Annotated in this window: 19 protein-coding genes; 14 read left to right on the top strand and 5 right to left on the bottom strand. The window is 64.3% G+C overall.

What is annotated here, in order from left to right:
- The first annotated feature begins 3 nt into the window (after positions 1-3).
- The 12 genes from XM53_RS02395 to XM53_RS02340 all read left to right on the top strand — a co-directional run bounded on the left by XM53_RS02395 (position 4) and on the right by XM53_RS02340 (position 11,574).
- Positions 4-783: a class I SAM-dependent methyltransferase gene (locus XM53_RS02395; RefSeq protein ID WP_057789877.1), complete on the top strand. Its 780-nt coding sequence runs from the start codon at positions 4-6 to the stop codon at positions 781-783.
- On the top strand, positions 780-1,274 hold the full coding sequence (gene nuoI / locus XM53_RS02390; protein ID WP_057789875.1) for an NADH-quinone oxidoreductase subunit NuoI: 495 nt from the start codon (positions 780-782) through the stop codon (positions 1,272-1,274). The genes XM53_RS02395 and nuoI overlap by 4 nt, the downstream gene beginning before the upstream one ends.
- A complete protein-coding gene (locus XM53_RS02385; RefSeq protein ID WP_057789873.1) occupies positions 1,271-1,684 on the top strand; it encodes a carboxymuconolactone decarboxylase family protein in 414 nt (137 codons plus the stop codon). The genes nuoI and XM53_RS02385 overlap by 4 nt, the downstream gene beginning before the upstream one ends.
- Complete coding sequence (locus XM53_RS02380) at positions 1,681-2,289, top strand: NADH-quinone oxidoreductase subunit J (RefSeq protein WP_057789871.1); 609 nt, start codon at positions 1,681-1,683, stop codon at positions 2,287-2,289. The genes XM53_RS02385 and XM53_RS02380 overlap by 4 nt, the downstream gene beginning before the upstream one ends.
- A gap of 2 nt (positions 2,290-2,291) precedes the next feature.
- A complete protein-coding gene (locus tag XM53_RS02375) occupies positions 2,292-2,789 on the top strand; it encodes a hypothetical protein (RefSeq protein ID WP_057789869.1) in 498 nt (165 codons plus the stop codon).
- A gap of 51 nt (positions 2,790-2,840) precedes the next feature.
- Positions 2,841-3,146, top strand: a complete 306-nt coding sequence (gene nuoK / locus XM53_RS02370) for an NADH-quinone oxidoreductase subunit NuoK (RefSeq protein ID WP_057789867.1) — start codon at positions 2,841-2,843, stop codon at positions 3,144-3,146.
- A 4-nt stretch (positions 3,147-3,150) separates the two neighbouring features.
- Positions 3,151-5,283 carry an NADH-quinone oxidoreductase subunit L gene (gene nuoL / locus XM53_RS02365; protein WP_057789865.1) on the top strand — a complete coding sequence of 711 codons (2,133 nt, stop codon included), beginning with the start codon at positions 3,151-3,153 and terminating at the stop codon, positions 5,281-5,283.
- On the top strand, positions 5,283-6,830 hold the full coding sequence (locus XM53_RS02360) for an NADH-quinone oxidoreductase subunit M (RefSeq protein ID WP_057789863.1): 1,548 nt from the start codon (positions 5,283-5,285) through the stop codon (positions 6,828-6,830). Before nuoL ends, XM53_RS02360 begins: the two co-directional genes overlap by 1 nt.
- 4 nt (positions 6,831-6,834) lie before the next feature.
- Positions 6,835-8,268: an NADH-quinone oxidoreductase subunit NuoN gene (gene nuoN, locus XM53_RS02355; RefSeq protein WP_057789861.1), complete on the top strand. Its 1,434-nt coding sequence runs from the start codon at positions 6,835-6,837 to the stop codon at positions 8,266-8,268.
- Positions 8,269-8,355: 87 nt separating this feature from the next.
- Positions 8,356-9,108, top strand: a complete 753-nt coding sequence (locus XM53_RS02350; protein WP_057789859.1) for a biotin--[acetyl-CoA-carboxylase] ligase — start codon at positions 8,356-8,358, stop codon at positions 9,106-9,108.
- Between the two features lie 21 nt (positions 9,109-9,129).
- Positions 9,130-9,900, top strand: a complete 771-nt coding sequence (locus XM53_RS02345; RefSeq protein ID WP_057789857.1) for a type III pantothenate kinase — start codon at positions 9,130-9,132, stop codon at positions 9,898-9,900.
- Between the two features lie 6 nt (positions 9,901-9,906).
- The gene (locus XM53_RS02340) at positions 9,907-11,574 is read left to right on the top strand and encodes a ribonuclease J (protein WP_057789855.1); all 1,668 of its coding nucleotides are present in this window, start codon (positions 9,907-9,909) and stop codon (positions 11,572-11,574) included.
- A gap of 242 nt (positions 11,575-11,816) precedes the next feature.
- On the opposite strand, the gene XM53_RS02335 is transcribed toward XM53_RS02340, so the two are convergent.
- The 4 genes from XM53_RS02335 to XM53_RS02320 all read right to left on the bottom strand — a co-directional run bounded on the left by XM53_RS02335 (position 11,817) and on the right by XM53_RS02320 (position 16,751).
- Positions 11,817-13,298, bottom strand: coding sequence for a DEAD/DEAH box helicase (locus XM53_RS02335; RefSeq protein WP_057789853.1), 1,482 nt, complete (start codon positions 13,296-13,298; stop codon positions 11,817-11,819).
- Positions 13,299-13,479: 181 nt separating this feature from the next.
- Positions 13,480-14,451: a glycosyltransferase family 2 protein gene (locus tag XM53_RS02330; protein WP_057789851.1), complete on the bottom strand. Its 972-nt coding sequence runs from the start codon at positions 14,449-14,451 to the stop codon at positions 13,480-13,482.
- 78 nt (positions 14,452-14,529) lie between these two features.
- The gene (locus tag XM53_RS02325) at positions 14,530-15,147 is read right to left on the bottom strand and encodes a hypothetical protein (protein ID WP_057789849.1); all 618 of its coding nucleotides are present in this window, start codon (positions 15,145-15,147) and stop codon (positions 14,530-14,532) included.
- Positions 15,144-16,751: a peptide chain release factor 3 gene (locus XM53_RS02320; protein WP_057790315.1), complete on the bottom strand. Its 1,608-nt coding sequence runs from the start codon at positions 16,749-16,751 to the stop codon at positions 15,144-15,146. Before XM53_RS02320 ends, XM53_RS02325 begins: the two co-directional genes overlap by 4 nt.
- A gap of 221 nt (positions 16,752-16,972) precedes the next feature.
- Between XM53_RS02320 and XM53_RS02315 the strand changes: the two genes are divergently transcribed.
- Positions 16,973-17,347 carry a nuclear transport factor 2 family protein gene (locus tag XM53_RS02315; RefSeq protein ID WP_057789847.1) on the top strand — a complete coding sequence of 125 codons (375 nt, stop codon included), beginning with the start codon at positions 16,973-16,975 and terminating at the stop codon, positions 17,345-17,347.
- Between the two features lie 6 nt (positions 17,348-17,353).
- Here XM53_RS02315 and XM53_RS02310 read toward each other — a convergent pair whose 3' ends face one another.
- Positions 17,354-18,370 (bottom strand): Hint domain-containing protein, encoded by a 1,017-nt coding sequence (locus tag XM53_RS02310; RefSeq protein ID WP_057790313.1) that lies wholly within the window; start codon positions 18,368-18,370, stop codon positions 17,354-17,356.
- A gap of 172 nt (positions 18,371-18,542) precedes the next feature.
- Between XM53_RS02310 and XM53_RS02305 the strand changes: the two genes are divergently transcribed.
- A complete protein-coding gene (locus tag XM53_RS02305; protein ID WP_057789845.1) occupies positions 18,543-19,322 on the top strand; it encodes an SDR family oxidoreductase in 780 nt (259 codons plus the stop codon).
- The last annotated feature ends 100 nt before the right edge of the window (positions 19,323-19,422 follow it).

Here is a 19,422-nt window from a genome sequence, read left to right as displayed (position 1 = left end):
GCGATGGGGATCGACTACGCGTCATTCGAGCGCCTGGCGGAACTGGCCACCCGGTTTCGGCCAGAAGGCCGGACGCTGATGCTGGGGCGGCAGCATTTCCGGATTCATCGTGCCAATCGCAATCGCTATGACAAGACGCTCAAGCGCCTTGGGTTCGAGGATTTGCAGCGGTTCGATCTGTTGCAGGAGGACGGGTTTTCGGAAACCCTGTTCCGCAAGCTTGGTTTCGGCGAGATCGAGTCGATGGATTTTTCAAGCTATGAGGGCGCGCATGTTCTGCACGACCTCAACACGCTTCCGCCCCCGGAATTGCAGAACCAGTTCGATTTTATCTATGACGGCGGCACGATCGAGCATGTGTTTCACATCCCCAACGCGCTGGAGAGCGTCTACCGTATGCTGAAGCCCGGCGGGCGGTTCCTGTCGATCAATGGGTTCAACGGGTGGTACGGGCACGGAATGTACCAGTTCAACCCGGAACTGGTGTGGACATTCTGGCGCCGGGCGTGCAACTGCGAGGTGATCGACTGCCGGTCGCTGCCGTTCGACCCCAAGGACGGGTTCGGCCAAACCAAGATGAGCGATCCGGCCCAGACCGGCGTGCGGCTGAAGTTGAAGAACCGGATCGGACCGGGCCGCGTCTATCTGAGCTACGAGATCGAGAAGACGGAAGAGTCGCATCTGCCCGATTTCGCGTTGCAGAGCGACTATGAAACCAGGTGGCAGGGCGCCGAGAATGCGGGCGCCACGCGCTTTGAGAAAACCGGAGGTTCGACGGCATGACGCAGATCGATTACGGACGCGCCGCGGGGTACTTCCTGCTGAAGGACGTGTTTCACGGCTTCAAGCTGGGCTTCAAGTACTTCTTTGCCCCCAAGGCGACGCTGAACTACCCACATGAAAAGGGGCCGCTGAGCCCGCGATTCCGGGGCGAGCACGCGCTGCGGCGCTATCCCAATGGCGAGGAGCGGTGCATTGCCTGCAAACTGTGCGAGGCCATTTGCCCGGCGCAGGCGATCACCATCGACGCCGAGCCGCGCGACGATGGCAGCCGCCGCACGACGCGGTACGACATCGACATGACCAAGTGCATCTATTGCGGCTTCTGCCAGGAGGCCTGCCCGGTGGATGCCATCGTGGAAGGACCGAATTTCGAGTTCGCCACCGAGACCCGCGAAGAGCTGTTCTATGACAAGCAGAAACTCTTGGAGAACGGCGAGCGGTGGGAAGCCGAGATCGCCCGCAACCTGGAAATGGACGCGCCGTACCGATGAGCACCCCCACGAACCCGTTCGAGGCCATGATGGCGCAGGCGCAGGAGATGGTGAAAACCATGAATCCGGCGCTGGAGTCGTTCTCGCCCAAGGGGTTCGAGGCGATGTGGCCGACCATGCCCAAGGAATTCATGGAGATGATGTTCGGCAAGGGGATCAGCAAGGATGGGCTGGACGCCAAGACGCGCCTGCTGATCACGCTTGCGGGGTTGACCATGCTGGGCGCCCAGAGCGATACGCAGATCAGGATGACCGTGCGCCACGCGCTGGAAGCGGGCGCCACGAAAGACGAGATTGCCGAGACCATCGCGATGATGGCGATGTTCGCCGGTATCCCGTCCATGAACCGGGCGATGGAGTTCGCCCGCGAGGTCATGGACGAGGCCAAAGACGAGGACAGTGAGACATGACCATCGCCGCGTTTTCCTTCTATCTCTTTGCGGTCTCGCTGCTGGCCGGTGGGCTGTTCACGGTGGTCAGCCGGAACCCGGTGCACTCGGTCCTGTGGCTGATCCTGGCGTTTTTGTCTGCCGCCGGCCTCTTCGTTCTATTGGGTGCGGAGTTCGTGGCGATGCTCTTGATCATCGTCTACGTGGGCGCGGTGGCGGTGCTGTTTTTGTTCGTCGTTATGATGCTGGACGTGGATTTCGCCGAGCTGAAGGCGGAGATGGCGAAATACATGCCTCTGGCGCTGCTCATTGGGATCATATTGCTGATGCAGTTCGGCATCGCCTTCGGCAATTGGCAGATGGCCACGGGGGCCGAGGGTGCGCGCGCGGCTGTCACGCCCACGGACCTGGAGAACACCAAGGCGCTGGGGATGCTGCTTTATGACAAGTATTTCCTGTTGTTCCAGCTGGCGGGTCTGATCCTGCTGGTGGCGATGATGGGCGCGATCGTGCTGACCCTGCGCCACCGCTCGGACGTCAAGCGGCAGGACGTGCTGGCGCAGATGTATCGCGACCCGGCCAAGGCGATGGAGCTGAAAGACGTGAAACCGGGGCAGGGGCTGTAGGCGTGCAGACTGCGGCCACATATGCGCTGGCCTTCGGGCTGGCCGTGACCGGGGCCGGGGTCTCGGCGCTGACGCCTGCGCCGGTGTGTGATGGCGCGGAGCGTGGGATGCTGGTTTACGGCGCACAGGCGTTCGGGGATGGCGACAGCGGGCTGGTGATCGAGACCTACCGCAACCTCGATACCGCCGATGGCCGGATTGCCGCCGCCGACGGGCCGGTGCCGGAGCTGAACGACTTCAACGGCTTTCGGGTCACCGACTGCCGGTCGGGGCGCAGCGTGGCGGTGCATGGCATCGGTGCGGGCGAGGGCGAGGCGCAGATGACCGCGACCGAGTTCCTGCGCGGCGACGTGCAGGCGGGCCGAAAGCTGAGCCTGAAGAACGTGGAGCGCGCGGCCAGGGCGCTTTACGGCAAGGACGGATACGCGCGGGTCCTGATCCTGCGCTCGAAGAACGAGACATGCGCCTGCCGGGAGATCTATCCCGGCACGTGGAACTAAGAAGGCGACCGGGGTGCGAACGGGCCCCCGAGACAAGGACCGAGGGACGAGATGATTGGACTGGAGCATTACCTGACGGTGGCGGCGGCGCTGTTCGTCATCGGGATATTCGGGCTATTCCTGAACCGGAAGAACGTGATCATCCTCTTGATGTCGATCGAGCTTATGCTCTTGTCGGTCAACGTGAACCTGGTGGCATTCTCCAGTTTTCTGGGCGACATGGTGGGGCAGGTCTTTACCCTGTTCGTGCTGACAGTGGCCGCCGCCGAGGCCGCCATCGGGCTTGCCATTCTGGTCTGCTTCTTCCGCAACCGCGGCACGATTGCCGTGGAAGACGTCAACGTGATGAAGGGCTGAGGGCATGGAACAGATCATTCTCTTCGGCCCGCTTCTGGGCGCCATCATCGCGGGCTTCGGCTGGCGCGTCATCGGGGATGCGGGGGCGCAGTGGGTAACGACGGGGCTGTTGTTCCTGTCGGCGCTCCTGAGCTGGATCGTGTTCTTCAGCTTTGACGGGACGACGCAATACATCCACATCCTGGACTGGATCCAGTCGGGCGAGCTGGATGTGGCGTGGTCGATCCGGTTGGACCGGCTGACGGCGATCATGCTGATCGTGATCACCTCGGTCTCGGCTTTGGTGCACCTTTATTCCATGGGCTACATGGCCCATGACGAGAATTTCCGCGACGACGAGAGCTATCGCCCACGCTTCTTTGCGTACCTGAGCCTGTTCACCTTCGCCATGCTGATGCTGGTGACGGCGGACAACCTGGCGCAGATGTTCTTTGGCTGGGAGGGCGTGGGCCTGGCGTCGTACCTGTTGATCGGGTTCTATTTCCGCAAGCCGAGCGCCAATGCGGCGGCGATCAAGGCGTTCGTGGTGAACCGGGTGGGAGACTTCGGCTTTGCGCTGGGGATCTTCGCGCTGTTCTTCCTGACAGGCTCGATCAATTTCGACGATGTGTTCGCGGCGGCGCCGGAACTGGCCAACACGCAGCTGACGTTCCTGTGGACGGAGTGGAATGCGGCGAACCTGATCGCTTTCCTGTTGTTCGTCGGGGCGATGGGGAAATCGGCGCAGCTGTTCCTGCACACCTGGCTGCCGGACGCGATGGAAGGCCCGACGCCGGTGTCGGCGCTGATCCACGCGGCGACCATGGTGACGGCGGGCGTGTTCCTTGTCTGCCGGATGTCGCCGCTGATGGAATTCGCGCCCGGCGCGCTGGCCTTCGTGACGGTGCTGGGCGGGATGACGGCGTTCTTTGCCGCCACGGTGGGGCTGGTGCAGAACGACATCAAGCGCGTCATCGCCTATTCGACCTGTTCGCAGCTGGGCTACATGTTCGTGGCGGCGGGCGTTGGTGCCTATAGCGTGGCGATGTTTCACCTGTTCACGCACGCGTTCTTCAAGGCGATGTTGTTTCTTGGCGCGGGCTCGGTGATCCACGGGATGCATCACGAGCAGGACATGCGGAACTATGGAGGGCTGCGCAAGAAGCTGCCCTATACGTTCTGGGCGATGCTGATCGGGACGCTGGCGATCACCGGCGTGGGCATTCCGCTTACCACGATCGGCTTTGCCGGGTTCCTGTCGAAGGACGCGATCATCGAGAGCGCCTATGCGGGCACGGCTGGTGGTTTTGCCTTCTGGGCCCTGGTCATCGCGGCGCTTTTCACCAGCTTTTACAGCTGGCGGCTGATGTTCCTGACGTTCTGGGGCGAGCCGCGGGGAGACAAGCACACCCACGAGCACGCGCATGAAAGCCCGATGGTGATGGTGGCGCCCTTGGGCGTGCTGGCGCTGGGATCGATCTTTGCGGGCATGATCTGGTACAACAGCTTCTTCGGGCATACCGACCAGGTGGCGAAGTTCTTTGGCGTGCCCTATGCGGAAGAGCAGCATCACGAGGAAGGCGCCGAGGACCACGGTGAAGAGACCGTGGCGGCCGACGAGAGCCATGCCGAGGAGGGGGAGGCCCATGCCGAGGCCGAGGGCGGCTATGGCGAGGAGCATCACTATGTCTTCACCGGGGAGCCGGGCGAGGGGGCGATCTATGCCGCCGAGGGCAACACGATCCTGAACGACGCGCACGCGGTGCCGAAATGGGTCAAGGTCAGCCCCTTCGTGGCGATGATCATCGGCTTCCTGACGGCGCTGTGGTTCTACATCCTGAACCCGTCGATCCCCGGACGGCTGGCCGAGAACCAGCGCCCGCTATACCTGTTCCTGCTGAACAAGTGGTATTTCGACGAGATCTACGACTTCGTCTTCGTGCGGCCGGCAAAACGGCTGGGCAGCTTCCTTTGGAAAAAGGGTGACGGCAACGTCATCGACGGCACCATCAACGGGGTCGCGATGGGGATCATCCCGTTCTTCACCCGCCTCGCCGGCAGGGCGCAGTCGGGATACATCTTTACCTATGCGTTCGCCATGGTCATCGGGATTGCGGTGCTTGTGACGTGGATGAGCCTGAGCGGGGGAGCGAACTGATGGATAACCTGCTTTCGATCACCACGTTCATTCCTGCCATCGCGGCCTTCATCCTGGCGGTGTTCCTGCGCGGCGAGGACGACATGGCGCAGCGCAACGCCAAGTGGGTGGCGCTGATCGCGACCGGTCTGACATTCCTGGTGTCGCTGTTCATCCTGTTCGGGTTCGACCCGGCGAATACGGACTTTCAGTTCGTGGAAGAGCGCGAGTGGCTTCTGGGCCTGCAATACAAGATGGGCGTGGACGGGATCAGCGTGCTGTTCGTGATGCTGACCACGTTCATGATGCCGATCACCATCGCCGCGTCGTGGAACGTGACCACCCGCGTCAAGGAGTACATGATCGCCTTCCTTCTGCTGGAAACGCTGATGCTGGGCGTGTTCATGGCGCTGGACCTGGTGCTGTTCTACCTGTTCTTCGAGGCGGGGCTGATCCCGATGTTCCTGATAATCGGGATCTGGGGCGGCAAGGAGCGCATCTATGCCTCCTTCAAGTTCTTCCTCTACACCTTCCTCGGCTCGGTGCTGATGCTGGTGGCAATGGTGGCCATGTTTGCCGAGGCGGGCACGACGGATATTCCGACGCTGATGACCCATGCCTTCGGGTCCGAGGATTTCTATGTTCTTGGCGTGCAGATCGTGGGCGGGATGCAGACTCTGCTGTTCCTGGCGTTCTTTGCCAGCTTTGCCGTCAAGATGCCGATGTGGCCCGTGCATACCTGGCTGCCGGACGCGCACGTACAGGCGCCCACGGCGGGGTCGGTCGTGCTGGCGGCGATCCTGCTGAAGATGGGCGGCTATGGTTTCCTGCGGTTCAGCCTGCCGATGTTCCCGGTGGGGGCCGAGGTGCTGACGCCGCTGGTCCTGTGGATGAGCGCCATCGCCATCGTCTATACCTCGCTGGTGGCGCTGGCGCAGGAGGACATGAAGAAGCTGATCGCCTATTCGTCCGTGGCGCACATGGGCTACGTCACGATGGGGATTTTCGCGGCGAACCAGCAGGGGATCGACGGCGCGATCTTTCAGATGCTGAGCCACGGTTTTATCTCGGGCGCGCTGTTCCTGTGCGTGGGCGTGATTTATGACCGTATGCACACGCGCGAGATCGACGCCTACGGGGGCCTCGTGAACCGGATGCCGGCCTATGCGCTGATCTTCATGCTGTTCACGATGGCCAATGTCGGTCTGCCGGGCACGTCGGGGTTCATCGGGGAATTCCTGACGCTGATGGGGATATTCAAGGTCAACACCTGGGTGGCGCTGGTGGCCACGTCGGGCGTGATCCTGTCGGCGGCCTATGCGCTGTGGCTTTATCGCCGGGTGGTGCTGGGCGACCTGATCAAGGAGAGCCTGAAGTCGATCAAGGACATGACGCAGCGCGAAAAGGCAATCTTTGCCCCGCTGGTGGTGATGACCTTGCTTTTGGGTGTCTATCCCAGCCTTGTGACCGACATCATCGGCCCTTCGGTCGAGGCGCTGATTTCCAACTATGAAACGGCCCTGGTCGACGCGGAGAGCGCGACCAAGCTGGCCGCTGCGACGGAGTAGTCCCATGCAGGCAGATCTGAGTGTAATCCTGCCGGAGATCCTGATCTCGGTTTACGCGATGGCGGCGCTTTTGGGCGTGGCCTATACCGGCAAGGATCGGTTCGCGCCGCTGCTGGTGTGGATCACGGCGGCGGTCTTTGTGCTGATGGCGGCCTGGATCGGGTTCTCGGGCGACGGCACCCGCACGGCGTTCGGCGGCATGTTCAACGATGACGGGTTCGCGCGCTTCGCCAAGGTCGCGGTGCTGCTGTCCGCCGCCGCGGTGCTGCTGATGGGGCAGGAATACATGGCGCAGCGCGACATGCTGCGGTTCGAGTATCCGCTGCTGGTGGCGCTGGCGGCCGTGGGCATGATGATGATGGTCAGCGCGGGCGACCTGATGGCGCTGTATATGGGGCTGGAGTTGCAGTCGCTGGCGCTTTATGTCGTCGCCTCGCTGCGGCGCGACAGCGTGAAATCGACCGAAGCGGGGCTGAAGTATTTCGTGCTGGGCGCGCTGAGTTCGGGCATCCTGCTGTATGGCGCGTCGCTGGTTTACGGCTATACCGGCACGACGCTGTTTTCCGGGATCATCGCGTCGGCCGAGGGGCAGGCGCCGATTGGGCTGCTGATCGGGCTGGTCTTCGTGCTGGCGGGGCTGGCGTTCAAGGTGTCCGCCGTGCCGTTCCACATGTGGACGCCGGACGTCTACGAAGGATCGCCCACGCCGATCACGGCCTTTTTCGCCACGGCACCCAAGATGGCGGCGATGGCGCTCTTTGCCCGGGTGGCGCATGACGCGTTCGGCGGCGTGGTGGGCGACTGGCAGCAGGTGATCGCGGTGCTGTCGCTGTTGTCGATGTTCCTGGGCGGCGTCGCGGCGATCGGCCAGAGGGATATCAAGCGGCTGATGGCCTATTCGTCGATTGCGCATATGGGTTATGCCCTGATGGGGCTGGCCGCGGGCACGGTGTTCGGCGTGCAGGCGATGCTGGTCTACATGGCCATTTACGTGACGATGAACGTGGGCACCTTCGCCTTTATCCTGTCGATGGAGCGGGACGGACGTCCGGTAACGGATATTTCCAGCCTGAACCTTTACAGCCGGGCCCATCCGGGCCGGGCGCTGGCGATGCTGATCCTGATGTTCAGCCTTGCGGGCGTGCCGCCGCTCCTGGGCTTTTTCGGCAAGCTTTACGTGCTGCGGGCCGCGTATGATGGCGGGCTGGTCTGGCTGGCTGTGGCCGGTGTGATCGCGTCGGTGATCGGCGCGTTCTATTACCTGCGGATCGTCTATTACATGTATTTCGGCGAAGAGGGCGAGCCGCTGGAGGCGGGCAAGTCGCCCGTGCTGTGGGGCTTTTTGATGGTGTCGGCGACGATCATGGTCGTGGGGATCGTGAACATGTTCGGCGTGGAAAGCATGGCGCAGGCCGCGGCGGCGACGCTTGTCAATTAAGCCGGACCGCAATCTGGCAAAAGGGGACGCGCCGTTGGCGCGTCGCTTTGTTTTTCGGGCGCCTGCGGCGGGAGTATTTTCGGAACAATGAAAGAGCCGTGGCCAGAGGGATACGGGCGGCGGGTGCTGGACGAGGTGGACAGCACCAATGCGGAGGCGGCGCGGATCGCGGCCCGCCTGCAAGGGCCGGAATGGATATTGGCGCGGCATCAGACGGCGGCGCGGGGGCGGCGCGGGCGGGCCTGGGCCAACCCGGCGGGCAATTTCGCGGCGACGCTGGTGATGCGGCCCACGGAAAGCCCGGACCAAGTGGCGCTGCGGTCCTTCGTGGCGTCGCTGGCGCTTTACGATGCTTTCGTGGCGGCGACGGGACGGCCCTTGGGCTTTGCGTTGAAATGGCCGAATGACGTGCTGCTGAATGGCGGCAAGGTGGCCGGGATCCTGTTGGAAAGCGCTGGCGGGGGCGGGGCGTTGAGCCATTTCGCCATCGGGATCGGGGTGAACCTGCGCGCGGCGCCCGAGGCGGACGCGGTGGAGCCGGGCGCGGTGCGGCCCGTGTCGCTCATGTCCGAGGCGGGGGTGGAGATCGACCCCGAGGAGTTCCTCGATTTGCTGGCGCCGGCCTATGCCAAGCTGGAGGCGCAGTTCGTGACCTACGGGTTCGCGCCCATCCGCGCGGCGTGGATGGAGCGCGCCGCGCGTCTGGGCGAGGTGATCACGGCGCGGACGGGGCGCGAGACCTTCACCGGCACGTTCGAGACGGTGGACGCGGGCGGCAATCTTGTTCTAACAGATGCCAAATCGCGCCACGTCATCCCGGCGGCGGACGTGTTTTTCTGAGACAACGAGGGGAGCGCCAAGATGCTTCTGGCGATCGACTGCGGCAACACCAACACGGTTTTCGCGATCTGGGACGGGTCGAAGTTTCTGTGCACCCTGCGCACCTCGACCCACCATGCGCGGACGGCGGATGCCTATTTCACCTGGTTCTCGACGCTGGTGAAGCATTACGAGATCGACCTCGATATCACCGATGTCATCATCTCGTCCACGGTGCCGCGGGTGGTGTTCAATTTGCGCGTCTTTGCCGACCGATTCTTTGGCTGCCGGCCCATCGTGGTGGGCAAGCCGGAATGCGCGCTGCCGCGCCAGCCGCGGGTGGACGAGGGCACGCAGGTGGGGCCGGACCGGCTGGTGAATGCGGCCGGGGCCTATGACCTTTATGGCGGCAACCTGATCGTGGTGGATTTCGGCACGGCGACGACCTTCGACGTGGTGGCGGATGACGGGGCCTATGTGGGGGGCGTGATTTCGCCGGGCGTCAACCTGAGCCTCGAGGCCTTGCACATGGCGGCGGCGGCCTTACCTCATATCGACGTGACCAAACCGCAGAAGGTGATCGGCACCAACACGGTGGACTGTATGCAGTCCGGCGTGTTCTGGGGGTACGTGGGATTGGTCAACGGGGTGTGCGACCGCATCCGGGCCGAGTACGAGACGCCGATGAAGATCATCGGCACGGGCGGCCTTGCGCCGCTCTTCGCGCAGGGTGACCTGCTGTTTGACGAAATTAGAGAAGATCTGACGATGCATGGACTGACCGTGATCCATGCCCATAACAAGAAAGGCTGATCGGGGATGAGCAGTGAAAGATTGACGTACCTTGCCCTTGGCGGGGCGGGGGAAATTGGCATGAACGCCTATGTCTATGGATACGGCGCGCCGGGCAAGGAGCGATATATCCTTGTGGATCTGGGCGTGACGTTCCCGGACATGGACGGCACGCCGGGGGTGGACCTGATTTTCCCGGATATAGCCTGGCTCGAAGAGCGGCGGGACCAGTTGGAGGCGGTGTTCATCACCCACGCGCACGAGGACCATGTGGGCGCGGTGGCGCATTACTATGACCAGTTGGGCGCGCCGATCTATGCGCGGGCCTTCACCGCCAATATCGCGCGCCGCAAGATGGACGAGCATGGCCACCCCGAGAAGGCGGTGCAGACCGTGTCGCCCTGGCCCGAGACGACCGAAGCCGGACCGTTTACCGTGGGCTTCGCGCCGATCTCGCATTCGATTCCGGAAAGTTCGGGGCTGGTGATCGACACGCCCGCGGGGCGGATCGTGCATTCGGGCGATTTCAAGATCGACAAGACTCCGGTCGTCGGCGAGGCGTTCGACGAGGATATGTGGGCCGAGATCGCCAAGCCGGGGGTGAAGGCGCTGGTCTGTGATTCGACCAACGTGTTCAACGCCCATGAGGGCCGTAGCGAGAGCACCGTGGGCCCCGAGATCGAGAAGCTGGTGGCGGGGTGCAAGGGCATGGTCGTGGCGACCACGTTTGCCAGCAACGTCGCCCGGGTGAAGACGCTGGCCGAGGCCGGCGAGCGGGCCGGGCGGTCGATCTGTCTGCTCGGCCGGGCGATGCGGCGGATGATCGAGGCGTCGGTCGAGACCGGCGTGCTGACGGATTTCCCGCGCACCATCAGCCCCGAGGAGGTGCGAGAGATCCCGCGCGAGAACGTGATGCTGATCGTCACCGGCAGCCAGGGCGAGCGGCGCGCGGCCAGCGCGCAGCTGGCGCAGGGCAAGTATAACGGGATCGAGCTGAAGCCCGGGGATACGTTCCTGTTTTCATCGAAGACCATTCCGGGCAACGAGCGTGGCGTCATCCGCATCATCAACCAGTTCAGCGAACAGGGCGTGGACGTGGTGGATGACAGCAGCGGGCTTTACCACGTGTCGGGGCACGCCAACCGGCCCGATCTGAAGAAGCTGCACCAGATCGTCCAGCCGCAATTCGTGATCCCGATGCATGGCGAGCACCGGCATCTGCGCGAGCATGTGAAGCTGGCGGGGGAAAGCAAGCTGCACGGGGTGATGGCGCCCAACGGCACGATGATCGACCTTTCGGGCAACCGCGCGGAGGTGGCCGAGTATGTCGAGACCGGGCGGACCTATCTGGACGGGTCGGTGAAGATCGGGGCGCTCGACGGCATCGTGCGCGACCGGATCCGCATGGCGCTGAACGGGCATGTGACGATCAACGTGATCCTCGATGAGAGCGACGAGCCGCTGGGCGAGCCCTGGTGCGAGATCATGGGACTGGCCGAGACGGGCGTGAGCCGCGCGCCGCTGGTCGATGTTCTGGAAGAGGATCTGAGCCAGTTCATGGGGCGCGCCAAGTCCAAGACGTTGGGCGATGACGATGCGCTGGAGGACGGGTTGCGCAAGGTGGCGCGGCAGAGCGCGCTTGGCGAGATCGGGAAAAAGCCCGAGGTGACGGTGATCATCAGTCGGTTGTCGTAGCGCGCGGCGTCGGGGTGCGCGTGGGCTTTCGCCCACCCTACGCGGGTGTCGAGGGTGGGTGTGTTCGGGTGGGTTGGAAGCCCACCCAACGCGAACAATAAGAGCGATGGGAGCATGGGGGGTTGGAAACCCACCCTACGTGATGTGCAGCGCGCGGGGGCGTGGTGGGTTGGAAACCCACCCTACGCGGAGGGGACGTAAAGCCGGAGACGGGTACGGGCGAAGGGAGGTGGCGCAGGGTCTCAGGAGACCATGCGCTCGTCGAAGCTTTTGGCGATGAAGCTGGGCAGGTGGTCGCCCATGCCCACCGGGCCGGACTTGTCCTTGCTGTCCTGCTTTTGACCGCCGCCGCGGCCGCGTGAGGAGGATTTGCGCGCGTCCTGCGGCGTGTCCTCGGGTTTGGCGTCGGGCTTGGCGTCGGACTGTGCCTCGGGCTTGGTGTCTTCGGGTTTATCCGCTGCCGTGTCTTGCCTATCGGGCGTGTCGTCGGACTTGCGGCGGCTGCGCGAGCGGCGCGGCTTTTTCGGTGCGTCCTCGGAGGGTGCATCGCCGGCGTCGGCCTTGGGCGCGTCGTAGCCGTCGGGATTGTCCAGCTTGGGGATCTCTTTCTGGATCAGGTTCTCGACCGCGCTGAGGGCCTTTTCGTCGCGCGGATTGCAGAGCGTGATCGCCTTGCCGTCGCGCCCGGCGCGGCCGGTGCGGCCGATGCGGTGGACGTAATCCTCGGGGTGGCCCGGGACGTCGAAATTGAAGACATGGCTGACCGACGGCACGTCGAGGCCGCGGGCGGCCACGTCGGAGGCCACCAGGATGCGCAAGGAGCCCGCGCGGAAGCCGTCGAGCGTGCGCGTGCGCTGGCTTTGATCCAGGTCGCCATGGATGGGGGCCGCGTCATAGCCGTATTTTTTGAGCGACTTGGCGACGATATCCACGTCGGTCTTGCGATTGCAGAAGATGATCGCGTTGGTCAGCTTGTCGCCCTCGGCGTCGATGAGCGCGCGCAGCAGCTTGCGCTTTTCGCTGTCGGCGCGGTCGCGACGGGAGGGTTTGAACATCGCCACGCCCTGTTCGATCGTCTCGGACGCGGTGGCCTGCCGGGCGACCTCGATGCGTTCGGGGCTGGAGAGGAAGGTGTTGGTGATCCGCTCGATCTCGGGCGCCATGGTGGCGGAGAAAAACAGCGTCTGGCGGGTGAAGGGCGTGAGGCCGAAGATGCGCTCGATATCGGGAATGAAGCCCATGTCGAGCATGCGGTCGGCCTCGTCCACGACCATCACCTTCACGTCGCTGAGAATCAGCTTGCCGCGCTCGAAATGGTCGAGCAGGCGGCCGGGCGTGGCGATCAGGACGTCGACGCCCTTGTCGATGATCTGTTCCTGTTCCTTGAAGCTGACACCGCCGATCAGCAGCGCCTTGGTCAGTTTCAGGTACTTGGAATAGGTGTCGAAATTCTCGGCCACTTGGGCCGCAAGTTCGCGCGTGGGGCAAAGCACCAGGCTGCGCGGCATCCGGGCGCGGGCGCGGCCGCGGGCCAGCAGCGACAGCATGGGCAGGGTGAAGCCCGCCGTCTTGCCGGTGCCGGTCTGGGCGATGCCCAAGACGTCGCGGCCGTCGAGGGCGGGGGGTATGGCGCCCGCCTGGATGGGGGTGGGGGTCTCGTAGCCGGCTTCTTCGACGGCTTTCAGAACCTTGGGGTTGAGGTTCAGGTCAGAAAATTTTGTCATGCATGTCCACAGGTTTGCGGACACGATTCTGGCCCGCCATCTCGAATTGGCCCATGCGTGCAGGGCCTTGGTTCACTCCCACTATCCCAAGGGCGGGCGTTGGTCAATGTGCGACGCCACGGGACGGACAAAGTGTGTATAACGTGTGAATTGTGTGCGTTGCGGTAACAATCAAGGGCGATCAGGCAAAATTCGGGAAATGGCGGGCGCGGGTTGCCTCGAGATCGAGGGTGACGGCGTGCAGGTGGCCGAGTGCGTCGAGACGGTCGCGCAGGTCCGGCGTGGCAACGCAGACCTCGTCATAAAAGGCGCGCAGGGCGTCCTCGCCGCCTTCGGATTCCAGCAGGGAAAAGAGCTGATGCATGGTGAGCGCGGTTTTGGAATGCTTGGCATTGGCGTCGAGGTCGGGCCGGTAGGAGCCGTGGTTGAGCCGGTAGCGGAACCGGGCCTGCCAGTCGTCCCAGCTGGGGGCGTGCAGGTGCACGAGCTGGCAATCGAACAGGTCGAACGGGTTGGAATCGCGGGTCTTGCCGACAAAGGCGCTGTGGATCCGGAGGGTGATATCGGGCTGGCCGGTGCGCACGAAGACCTTGCCGGCGACATGGCTGAGAAAGCCGCCATTGAGGTGTTCACCGTAGCGCGGGTAGAGCGCGGCGGTCTGTTCGCGGCGGATGCCGAGCATCGGGTCGAAACCCTTGCACCAGATCTGGCCGGGGGTCGGCGGGTCGGCGGGGTCGGGTTGCATCGCCTCGATCGGGCGCACGCGGGCCGAGAGGACCCCGGGCGGGATCGCGGCCAATTGCGCCGTCAACGGCGCGAGCGGTTGCAGGAATTCGTCCACATCGGTGTGAAACAGCCAGTCGACCTGCGGGTCGCGTGAATAGCAATGGGTGGCGTTCAGCACCTGGCGGTGCTGATGACCGCCGGGCCGCCCCTTGGCGCGGCGGCGGCGTTTCCAGTAATTCTCGTCAGTCAGGATGACGCGGCACTTGGGGTGGCGTTTGAGCGCGGAGCGGGCGTCGGGAGCGTCCTCGTCCAGGTAGACGAAGACGCGGTGCGCGCCCAGGTCGAGGTAGTGGGCGGCGAAATTCAGGATGTCCTGGGCGGGCGCCTTGATGGTGGCGACGACGCCCCATGTGGGGTCACTGCTCATGGATGGAGCATGAGACAGGGGCGGGTTTCGCGCAAGAGGTCGGTGCCTCCGGCGGGGATATTTGCGGCCAGGAGAAGATCACGGGTGCTGTTGTGTGGCCGAGGGGGGCGGCGCGGGCCGGTACCCGGCGGCCAGCGTGGCGACGGTCGAGGCCGGGGTGAGCACCGTCGCGAGCCGCGTGCTGCGGGGCAGGGTGGCGGTGTAGCCGCCGGGAGTGTAGCGCAGGAGGCGGTTGCCCCAAACGAGGTGCGGCGCGTCGTCGTGCAGGATGAAGGCGCCATCGGGCAGCGTTTCGAGGGCTGCCGTGTGGCGGACCTGCCGGCGCGTGCGGGTGACGCGGTCGCGGTGCATCAGGCGGTCGATCTCGGCCAGCGTCGCGGTGCCGTTGGCGGCGTGGAACAGCGTGACGAAGCGCTTGAAATCCGGGCGGCGGCATTCGCCGCAGGGGCGGTGTCCGGCGGCAAGCGCGGTGGGTTCGTCGAGGAAAAAGAGCTCGGTGTAGTTGCGCGGCTGCATGAGGGCGCGGCGGCGGCCTTTGAAGTCTAGCAGGCAGGTGACCCAGTGCGGGTGGCGCCAGCGGGCCTTGCCCAGCTGCCGATCGTCGTCATGCAGGATGCCGCGATTGCCCATGAGGGTGCCGCGTTCCGGCGTGGCCGCGATCTCGCCCGTGGGCAGGACGCGGTTCTGGAGGGTCACACCATCATTTCCTTGGTGGCTGACAATTTGATCTCGGGGTAATCCCGCTCGACCCGGTCGATGTCCCATTGCAGGCGGGTGAGGTACACCGTGTCGCCGTCGTTATCGAGGGCGATGTGCTGCTTGTTGGCATTGGTGAATTTCTCGACCGCCTCTTTCGGCCCGTGGACCCAGCGGGCGGAGGTGAATTGCGACGGCTCGAAGCGGACCGGCAGGCCGTATTCCAGCTCGATCCGGCTGCCCAGAACCTCGAATTGCAGCTGGCCCACGACGCCGACGATGAAGCCCGCGCCCATGGTGGGCTTGAACACCTTGGCGGCACCCTCCTCGGCGAATTGCATCAGGGCCTTTTCCAGGTGCTTGGCCTTCATCGGGTCGCCCGCGCGGCAGTTTTGCAAGAGTTCCGGCGCGAAGGAGGGGATCCCGGTGACGCGTAAGCTCTCGCCCTCGGTCAGGGTGTCGCCGATGCGCAGCTGGCCGTGGTTGGGGATGCCGATGATGTCGCCGGCCCAGGCCTCTTCGGCGAGTTCGCGGTCGGAGGCGAGAAAGAGCACGGGGGCGGAGACCGTCATGGGCTTCTTGGAGCGCACATGGGTCAGCTTCATGCCGCGCTTGAAGTGCCCGGACGCCATGCGCACGAAGGCGACGCGGTCGCGGTGCTTGGGGTCCATGTTGGCCTGCACCTTGAATACAAAGCCGGAAACCTTTGATTCCTCGGGTGAAATCTGGCGCGGCTCGGCGGATTGCGGCTGCGGTTCCGGCCCGTAGGTGCCGATGCCGTCCATCAGTTCCTTGACGCCGAAGGAGTTGATGGCGGAGCCGAACCAGATCGGGGTCATGTGGCCCTCGAGCACCGATTGGGGGTTGAGATCGGGCAGGAGTTCGCGCGCCATCTCGACGTCTTCGCGCAGTTTCTCGATGAGGTTGGCGGGGACGTGATCGGCCAGCTTGGGATCATCCAGACCGTCGATCTTGATGCTTTCGGCCACCTTGTTGCGGTCGGCGCGGTCCATCAGTTCCAGGCGGTTGCGCAGCATGTCGTAGCAGCCGATGAAATCGCGCCCGACGCCGATGGGCCAGGAGGCGGGCGTGACGTCGATCGCCAGCATTTCCTGTATTTCGTCAATTATTTCAAAGGTGTCGCGGCTTTCGCGGTCCATCTTGTTGCAGAAGGTCAGGATCGGCAGGTCGCGCAGGCGGCAGACCTCGAAGAGTTTCTGCGTCTGGCTTTCCACGCCTTTTGCGCCGTCGATCACCATGACGGCGGCGTCGACCGCGGTGAGGGTACGATAGGTATCCTCGGAGAAGTCCGAGTGGCCGGGCGTGTCAACGAGGTTGAAGCGGAAGTCGTTGAAATCGAACGACATTGCGGAGGCGGAGACGGAAATGCCCCGGTCCTTTTCCATCTGCATGTAGTCCGAGCGGGTGCGCCGCGCCTCGCCCTTGGCGCGGACCTGGCCGGCCATCTGGATGGCGCCGCCGTAAAGCAGGAACTTCTCGGTCAGGGTGGTCTTGCCGGCATCGGGGTGGCTGATGATGGCAAAGGTGCGCCGCCGGGCGATTTCGGGCGGCAGATCGGGGCGATTTGGGACGGTATCCAACATGAGCGACGCTATAGAGGCGGCGCGGGGCAGGTGCAAGATTCGGGCGTCGGTATCGCGTCGGTATCCGAGTGGCATCGCGTCGGTGTCATTTTGGTGTGCCAAGGTGATGCTGTCAGGATGTGGCCAGAGGCGGCATAGGGACCGAGACGCCAGTGGACCGGGCAGGTCCGTCGTGGCAGTATCGGAACATTACGAGAACACACATATGGGAGATTCTAGAGATGGACATGATGCAGGTTGGGACAGAACTGGTGGCCGGATGCCGCGAGGGCCGGGCGAAGGAAAACCTGGAGCGGCTTTACGCCGCCGACGCAGTGTCGGTGGAAGCCGTCGACATGGGGCAGGGCCGCGAGACCCACGGGCTGGACGGGATCCGGGCCAAGCACGAGTGGTGGGAAGGCGCGATGGAAATGCTGGAGGCCGAGGTGACCGGGCCGATGTGGCATGGCGACGACCGCTTCGCGGTGATCTTCCGCTCGAAGGTCAAGGAGACGGAGACCGGCAAGGTGTCGGACATGGAAGAGGTCGGCGTCTACACCGTGGCGGACGGCAAGATCGTGCGCGAGGAGTTCTTCTACACCTATTCGGAGGTGTGAGGCAGCCTAGCGCGTCGAGGCGGCCTTGAGCAGTTTGGCCATGTCGGGCCGGATCTCGCCCTCGTTCACCTCGAATTCGAGGTGGGTCCGCCTGGCATGGCCGCCGCCGGGCAGGGCGCGGGCCAGTTCGTCGTTGAGCTCTTGCGGCAGGACGGCGCGGGTGCGCGTGTCGACCAGCAGGGTCTCGGCGGCGATGCCTTCGGCATAGATGATCTGGTGGGTGTCGAAGAGAAGCTGGTAATAGTCGATGAAGCCGCCATCCTCCTGCACCACGGTGTCGCCGTTCACCAGGTGGCGGGCGCGGATCAGAACCTCGGACCGGCCCGCGCCGAGCGCGTCGGAACGCTGGTAGACGAACAGCCGGTGATCGGGGCTGACCAGCAGGTCGCCGGTGTTGTTCATGACGCCCGCGCGGATGCGGATGGGAGAAAACTCTCCCACGGCGCGTACGGTGGACTGGCCGATCCAGCGCACCGGCCGGGGGCCGTCGTCGCGGGTGAGCACGCGGTCGCCGACCTTGAGATCCTCGATCGGGGTCTGGGCGCCGGAGGCCATGGTGATATGGGTGCCCTTGGAGAAGGAAACGCAGGCCACCTCGGCGAATTTCTGGCGGGCGTTGACGGTATCGATGCCCACAAGGCTGTAGCCGGTGCGCGGTTTAAGCTGGGCCAGCGGGTGGGCATAGACCTGGGCCACGTCGCCGGCGGCGTCGACCTCGACCAGGATCAGGATTTCGGAGGTCTGGCCGTTGGCGGACATCACCGTCAGGCAACTGTCGAGATGCACGGTGGCGCCGGGCGTGCCGAGGCGGGAGCCGTCCACGACGGTGAGCGCGTTGCCGTCGCCGGGGGCCAGCGACAGGCGGTGCAGGCGGGCGCCGACTCGCAGGTCGTAGGTGTCGTCGAGATCCAGCTCGTCGGCGAAGGATATGGAATCGCCAAGGTTGGCCCCGTTGATGACCGTGAAATCCGCCGCCCTAAGGACGGGGATGGCATAAGCCGGACGATCTGGGCCCTTGGTCATCATGTTCCTTTTGCCTGTTGCGGTCCGTTGGTGGACCGGCGCTGCCGTGACTGGACGGCATAGCCTAGGATTGTGGCGTCATATGGTCAACACGGCGACGCGCGCGGGGGTTTCGCTGGTCCCGGTAGGGGCGGAAATGCTAACTGAGGGCAAACGATCGGGAGAGACTATCATGGACCTTGGAATAAAAGGTAAACGCGCGCTGGTCTGCGCGTCGTCGAAAGGGTTGGGGCTGGGCTGTGCCCGGGCGCTGGCCGAGGCAGGGGTGGATCTGGTGATGAACGCCCGCGGGGCGGAGGCGCTGGAGGCCTCGGCGCAGGCCATTCGCGACGACTTTGGCGTGGAGGTGACCACCGTGGCCTGTGACGTGACCACGCCGGAGGGGCAAGAGAAGGTGATAAGCGCCGCGCAAGGCGTTGATATCCTCGTGACAAATGCAGGCGGCCCGCCGCCGGGAAAATGGACGGACTGGGACCGCGAGGATTTCATCAAGGCGCTGGATGCCAACATGCTGACGCCCATCGCGTTCATCAAGGCGCTGGTGCCGGGGATGATGGAACGCGGCTGGGGCCGGGTGGTGAACATCACCTCGCAAAGCGTGAAGGCGCCGATCCCGGTGCTGGGGCTGAGCAATTCGGCGCGCGCGGGGCTGACCGGGTACGTTGCGGGCACGGCGCGGCAGGTTGCGGGAAAAGGTGTGAATATCAACAACCTGCAACCCGGAATTCATGCGACCGACCGGGCCGATTCGCTGGACAAGGGCGTGAGTGAGGCGCAGTCGATCAGCCTGGACGAGGCGCGTGCGCAGCGGGCGGCGACGATCCCGGCCGGGCGCTATGGCACGGCCGAGGAATTCGGCGCGACCTGTGCGTTTCTGTGCAGCCAGCACGCGGGCTTTATCGTGGGGCAGAACATCCTGCTGGACGGCGGCGCGATCAACGCCACGATGTAAAAAGGCGCGCACACGGGCAATCACGTTCGCGTCGGGCTGCGCAAAGAGTCTGGCGCGGGCGCTGGGGCGCTGCTAACGATTCGAGACCTGGATCGAAGAG

The sequence above is a fragment of the Roseovarius atlanticus genome, from assembly GCF_001441615.1.
In the GTDB taxonomy this organism is placed as follows: domain Bacteria; phylum Pseudomonadota; class Alphaproteobacteria; order Rhodobacterales; family Rhodobacteraceae; genus Roseovarius; species Roseovarius atlanticus.
Note: the sequence above shows the minus strand (reverse complement) of the source record. Positions and strands in the feature narration are given on the sequence as shown.